Here is a 6,268-nt window from a genome sequence, read left to right on the forward strand (position 1 = left end):
GACCGGTATGAGTCAGCGAGGACTGGAAGCACTACTGCGACCAAAATCGATTGCGGTAATTGGCGCATCGATGAAACCCAATCGCGCAGGTTACCTGATGATGCGTAACCTGCTGGCGGGAGGCTTTAACGGACCGGTGTTACCGGTGACGCCGGCCTGGAAAGCGGTACAAGGCGTACTGGCCTGGCCGGATATCGCCAGTCTGCCCTTTACGCCCGACCTTGCTGTGCTGTGTACCAATGCCAGCCGCAATCTGGCGCTTCTGGAAGAACTCGGCGAAAAAGGCTGTAAAACCTGCATTATTCTTTCTGCCCCGGCATCGCAACACGAAGATCTCCGAGCCTGCGCCCAGCGTCATAACATGCGCCTGCTTGGACCAAACAGTCTGGGATTACTGGCGCCGTGGCAAGGTCTGAATGCCAGCTTTTCGCCCGTACCAATTAAGCGCGGCAAGCTGGCGTTTATTTCGCAATCGGCTGCCGTCTCCAACACCATCCTCGACTGGGCGCAACAGCGTGAGATGGGTTTTTCCTACTTTATTGCGCTCGGCGACAGCCTGGATATCGACGTTGATGAATTGCTCGACTATCTGGCGCGCGACAGTAAAACCAGCGCCATCCTGCTCTATCTCGAACAGTTAAGCGACGCGCGACGCTTTGTTTCGGCGGCCCGTAGTGCGTCGCGTAATAAACCGATTCTGGTAATTAAAAGCGGACGTAGCCCGGCAGCACAGCGACTGCTCAACACGACGGCAGGAATGGACCCGGCATGGGATGCAGCTATTCAGCGTGCCGGTTTATTACGAGTGCAGGACACTCACGAACTGTTTTCGGCAGTGGAAACCCTTAGCCATATGCGCCCATTGCGTGGCGACCGACTGATGATTATCAGCAACGGTGCAGCGCCAGCTGCGCTGGCGCTGGATGCCTTATGGTCGCGCAATGGAAAGCTGGCAACTCTAAGCGAAGAAACCTGCCAGAAACTACGCGATGCGCTGCCAGAACATGTAGTAATCTCTAACCCGCTCGATCTGCGCGATGACGCCAGCAGTGAGCACTATATTAAAACGCTGGATATTCTGCTCCACAGCCAGGATTTTGATGCGCTGATGGTTATTCATTCGCCCAGTGCTGCTGCTCCCGCCACAGAAAGCGCACTGGCATTAATTGAAGCGGTAAAGCATCACCCTCGCAGCAAGTATGTCTCTCTGCTGACGAACTGGTGCGGCGAACATTCCTCGCAAGAGGCACGACGATTATTCAGCGAAGCCGGGCTGCCGACCTACCGCACTCCGGAAGGAACCATCACCGCTTTTATGCATATGGTGGAGTACCGACGTAACCAGAAGCAACTACGCGAAACGCCGGCACTGCCCAGCAATCTGACCTCTAATACCGCAGAAGCGCATCTTCTGTTGCAACAGGCGATTGCCGAAGGGGCAACGTCACTCGATACCCATGAAGTACAGCCAATCCTGCAAGCGTATGGCATGAACACGCTTCCCACCTGGATTGCCAGCGATAGTACCGAAGCGGTGCATATTGCTGAACAGATAGGTTATCCGGTGGCGCTAAAATTACGCTCGCCGGATATTCCACATAAATCGGAAGTTCAGGGCGTCATGCTCTACCTGCGTACAGCCAATGAAGTCCAGCAAGCCGCGAACGCTATTTTCGATCGCGTAAAAATGGCCTGGCCGCAGGCGCGGATCCACGGTCTGCTGGTGCAAAGTATGGCTAACCGTGCTGGCGCCCAAGAGTTGCGGGTAGTGGTCGAGCAGGATCCCGTTTTCGGACCGTTGATCATGCTTGGTGAAGGCGGTGTGGAGTGGCGTCCAGAAGATCAAGCCGTCGTCGCATTACCGCCGCTGAACATGAACCTGGCCCGTTATCTGGTCATTCAGGGAATAAAAAGTAAAAAGATTCGTGCGCGCAGTGCACTGCGTCCATTGGATGTTGCAGGCTTGAGCCAGCTTCTGGTGCAGGTTTCCAACTTGATTGTCGATTGCCCGGAAATTCAGCGTCTGGATATTCATCCTTTGCTGGCTTCTGGCAGTGAATTTACCGCGCTGGATGTCACGCTGGATATCGCGCCGTTTGAAGGCGATAGCGAGAGTCGGCTGGCAGTGCGCCCGTACCCACATCAGCTGGAAGAGTGGGTGGAATTGAAAAACGGCGAACGCTGCTTGTTTCGCCCGATTTTGCCAGAAGATGAGCCACAGCTTCAGCAATTCATTTCACGAGTCACTAAAGAAGATCTTTATTATCGCTACTTTAGCGAGATCAACGAATTCACCCATGAAGATTTAGCTAACATGACGCAGATCGACTACGATCGGGAAATGGCATTTGTAGCGGTACGACGAATTGATCAAACGGAAGAGATCCTCGGCGTCACGCGTGCGATTTCCGATCCTGATAACATCGATGCCGAATTTGCTGTACTGGTTCGCTCGGATCTCAAAGGGTTAGGCTTAGGTCGGCGCTTAATGGAAAAGTTGATTACCTATACGCGAGATCACGGACTGCAACGTCTGAATGGTATTACGATGCCAAACAATCGTGGCATGGTGGCGCTGGCCCGCAAGCTCGGGTTTAACGTCGATATCCAGCTCGAAGAGGGGATCGTTGGGCTTACGCTAAATCTTGCCCAGCGCGAGGAATCATGAGTAAGGTACTGGAAATGTTGACCACTTAATCGGGACTGGTGTTATTATTGCCCGCTTATGTCGTCTGCATTGCACAGAGGACCCTTCAATGAACAGAGAAGAAATGCACTGTGATGTTGTCAAAATTTAAGCGTAATAAACATCAACAACACCTTGCCCAACTACCCAAGATTTCTCAATCAGTTGATGATGTCGATTTCTTTTACGCTCCCGCCGACTTCCGGGAGACGCTGCTGGAAAAAATAGCCAGCGCGAAGCAGCGCATTTGCATTGTCGCCCTGTATCTCGAACAGGATGATGGTGGCAAAGGCATTCTGAGCGCACTATATGAGGCTAAACGGCAGCGTCCGGAACTGGATGTGCGGGTGCTGGTCGACTGGCATCGTGCGCAACGTGGACGCATTGGCGCTGCGGCATCTAACACTAATGCTGACTGGTACTGCCGCATGGCGCAGGAAAATCCGGGCGTAGATGTTCCGGTTTATGGCGTACCCATCAATACCCGTGAAGCCCTGGGCGTTCTGCATTTTAAAGGCTTTATCATCGACGATAGCGTACTTTATAGCGGTGCCAGCCTGAACGATGTTTATTTGCATCAGCACGATAAATACCGTTACGACCGTTACCATCTGATTCGTAACCGCAAGATGTCAGACATTATGTTTGAATGGGTTACGCAGAATATTATGAATGGTCGCGGTGTTAACCGTCTGGATGATGAACATCGCCCAAAAAGCCCGGAAATCAAGAACGACATTCGCCTGTTCCGCCAGGAGTTGCGTGATGCCGCTTATCATTTCCAGGGAGATGCCGACAACGATCAACTTTCCGTTACGCCGTTGGTGGGTCTGGGGAAATCGAGTCTGTTGAACAAGACCATTTTCCATCTGATGCCCTGTGCAGAACAGAAACTGACTATCTGTACGCCATACTTCAACCTGCCGGCAATCCTGGTGCGCAATATCATCCAGTTGCTGCGTGAAGGGAAAAAGGTCGAAATTATCGTTGGTGATAAAACCGCGAACGACTTCTACATTCCGGAAGATGAACCATTCAAGATAATTGGCGCGTTGCCTTATCTTTATGAGATTAATTTGCGTCGCTTCCTGAGTCGTTTGCAGTATTACGTCAATACTGACCAGTTAGTGGTCCGTTTGTGGAAAGATGACGATAATACTTATCACCTGAAAGGAATGTGGGTTGATGATAAGTGGATGCTGATAACCGGTAATAACCTGAATCCACGCGCCTGGCGTCTGGATCTGGAAAACGCCATTTTGATCCACGATCCGCAACTGGAGCTTGCGCCACAGCGAGAGAAAGAACTGGAGCTGATCCGCGAGCATACCACTATCGTTAAACACTATCGCGATCTGCAAAGTATTGCCGATTATCCGGTGAAGGTTCGCAAACTTATCCGCCGTTTGCGCCGCATTCGCATCGACCGATTAATTAGCCGTATCCTGTAATCTGAACCCCGTCCTGTACGGGGTTTGTTTTTTGGAGGCCGCGTTGCGTATTCTTTTTATCTGTTTGCTATTGTTACTTTCTGGTTGCAGCCACATGGCTAACGATAGCTGGCAGGGGCAGGATAAAGCTCAACACTTTATCGCCTCGGCGATGCTTTCCGCCGCAGGAAATGAATACGCGCAACATCAGGGGATGAGTCGCGACCGCAGCGCGATGTTCGGGCTGATGTTCTCTGTAGGGCTGGGAGCGTCAAAAGAGCTTTGGGATAGCCGCCCAGAGGGGAGCGGCTGGAGCTGGAAGGATTTTGCCTGGGATATCGCCGGTGCAACTACCGGCTATACCGTCTGGCAAATAGCGCATCACTAAAGACGCATCCCCTTCCCTTTGCGGTGCAGCATCAAAGAAACCAGAAACGCTACCACGGCCATCAATGTCACATACCAGAAGAATGCCGTTTCCATTCCTATCGATTTCAGCGATAACGCTACGTACTCCGCCGAACCACCAAAAATAGCATTGGCGACCGCATATGACAGACCAACACCTAATGCGCGAACCTGCGCCGGGAACATCTCAGCCTTCAGTATTCCACTGATTGATGTATAAAAACTCACTATCAGCAGGGCGCACATCACCAGACCAAAAGCGGCATAAGGAGAGGAGACGTTCTGCAATGCTGATAGTATGGGGACGGTAAAAATAGCGGCCAAAGAGCCAAAGCATAACATTGAGGTTCGGCGTCCAATCTTATCTGACAGCGCGCCAATGAACGGTTGAATGAGCATAAATACAAACAATGCCGCAGTCATAATGCCGCTTGCTACGTTAGCGTGCATTCCCGCAGTATTCACCAGATATTTCTGCATATAGGTGGTAAAGGTATAGAAACAAAGAGAACCCGCAGCAGTGAAGCCGAGAACCATGATGAATGCACGGCGATTGCGCCATAATCCCTTCATTGAACCCGCTTCTTTTAAAGCGCGCGTTTCTTGTTGCGAAGTTTCATCTAATTGACGGCGTAACCACAATGCTACAACGGCTAACACCGCTCCTAACGCAAAAGGAATGCGCCATCCCCACTCTCTAAGAGCAGAATCTTCCATAGTATGTTGTAGAACAACCACCACCAGTAAGGCCAGCAACTGACCGCCAATTAGCGTGACGTACTGGAACGAAGCATAGAACCCTTTGCGTCCTTCAACGGCAACTTCACTCATATAAGTGGCGCTGGTGCCATATTCTCCACCAACGGATAATCCCTGGAATAAACGCGCGAGAAGCAATAATGCCGGAGCCCAGGTACCGATAGTTTCATAACCTGGGAGGCAGGCGATAACCAGAGATCCGAAACACATCATACACACCGATAACAACATTGATTTTTTACGACCATGTTTATCGGCTATGCGTCCAAATAGCCAGCCACCTATTGGACGCATCAGAAAGCCCGCAGCAAAAACACCGGCTGTTTGCAGTAACTGAGTGGTAGTGTTACCAGAAGGGAAGAAGATGTGGGCGAAGTAGAGGGAACAGAATGAGTAGACATAAAAATCGAACCACTCGACCAGATTACCTGAAGAGGCCCCTACTATTGCCCAGATGCGGCGACGAGTATCACTACTTGTCAGTTTGCCGTCTGCCGTTACAGTGCTTTCTGCCATGCCAATATTTCTCCTGCCATAATCCGATGCTTTTGTCGGCCAATGTTGTTTATTATTTAGTAAGACGAATGTTATACATTTGTTACTGATGTTTATGCAACCATAACTGCGAATTTAGTTAGCAGGGGAATGATTATTCTGGATGACCAGGAAGGATTTCAGGTGAGGTTGTCGTATGGAAATGGGCGAGCATCTGGCGTATACAAGGGAATGATAGGGTTTTTATTTCTTAGTCAGAACCACATCAGGTGGTTTTTACTGCCTACGCTATTCAGAACGGACGACAGATAAAACAAAAGGCCCAGTCTTCCGACTGAGCCTTTTGTTTTATTTGATGCCTGGCAGTTCCCTACTCTCGCATGGGGAGACCCCACACTACCATCGGCGCTACGGCGTTTCACTTCTGAGTTCGGCATGGGGTCAGGTGGGACCACCGCGCTACGGCCGCCAGGCAAATTCTGTTTTATCA

At 50.9% G+C, this 6,268-nt stretch carries 4 protein-coding genes and 1 rRNA gene; 3 read left to right on the forward strand and 2 right to left on the reverse strand.

All coding sequences use genetic code 11. The annotated features are described in order from the left end of the window. The first annotated feature begins 7 nt into the window (after window positions 1-7). The 3 genes from pat (at window position 8) to D9597_RS07965 (ending at window position 4,504) form a co-directional block, all read left to right on the forward strand. Window positions 8-2,668 carry a protein lysine acetyltransferase gene (gene pat / locus D9597_RS07955; RefSeq protein ID WP_130214692.1) on the forward strand — a complete coding sequence of 887 codons (2,661 nt, stop codon included), beginning with the start codon at window positions 8-10 and terminating at the stop codon, window positions 2,666-2,668. 113 nt (window positions 2,669-2,781) lie between these two features. Continuing rightward, a complete protein-coding gene (pssA, locus tag D9597_RS07960) occupies window positions 2,782-4,137 on the forward strand; it encodes a CDP-diacylglycerol--serine O-phosphatidyltransferase (protein WP_130214694.1) in 1,356 nt (451 codons plus the stop codon). Window positions 4,138-4,180: 43 nt separating this feature from the next. After that, window positions 4,181-4,504 carry a YfiM family lipoprotein gene (locus tag D9597_RS07965; protein ID WP_130214696.1) on the forward strand — a complete coding sequence of 108 codons (324 nt, stop codon included), beginning with the start codon at window positions 4,181-4,183 and terminating at the stop codon, window positions 4,502-4,504. Here D9597_RS07965 and kgtP read toward each other — a convergent pair. Further along, on the reverse strand, window positions 4,501-5,799 hold the full coding sequence (gene kgtP, locus D9597_RS07970; RefSeq protein WP_130222062.1) for an alpha-ketoglutarate permease: 1,299 nt from the start codon (window positions 5,797-5,799) through the stop codon (window positions 4,501-4,503). The two genes, D9597_RS07965 and kgtP, sit on opposite strands and share 4 nt — an antisense overlap. A gap of 336 nt (window positions 5,800-6,135) precedes the next feature. Continuing rightward, window positions 6,136-6,251 (reverse strand): 5S ribosomal RNA (rrf, locus tag D9597_RS07975). Between the last annotated feature and the right edge of the window lie 17 nt (window positions 6,252-6,268).

This window comes from Escherichia sp. E13S3 (genome assembly GCF_004212325.1).
Taxonomy (GTDB): Bacteria; Pseudomonadota; Gammaproteobacteria; order Enterobacterales; family Enterobacteriaceae; genus Escherichia.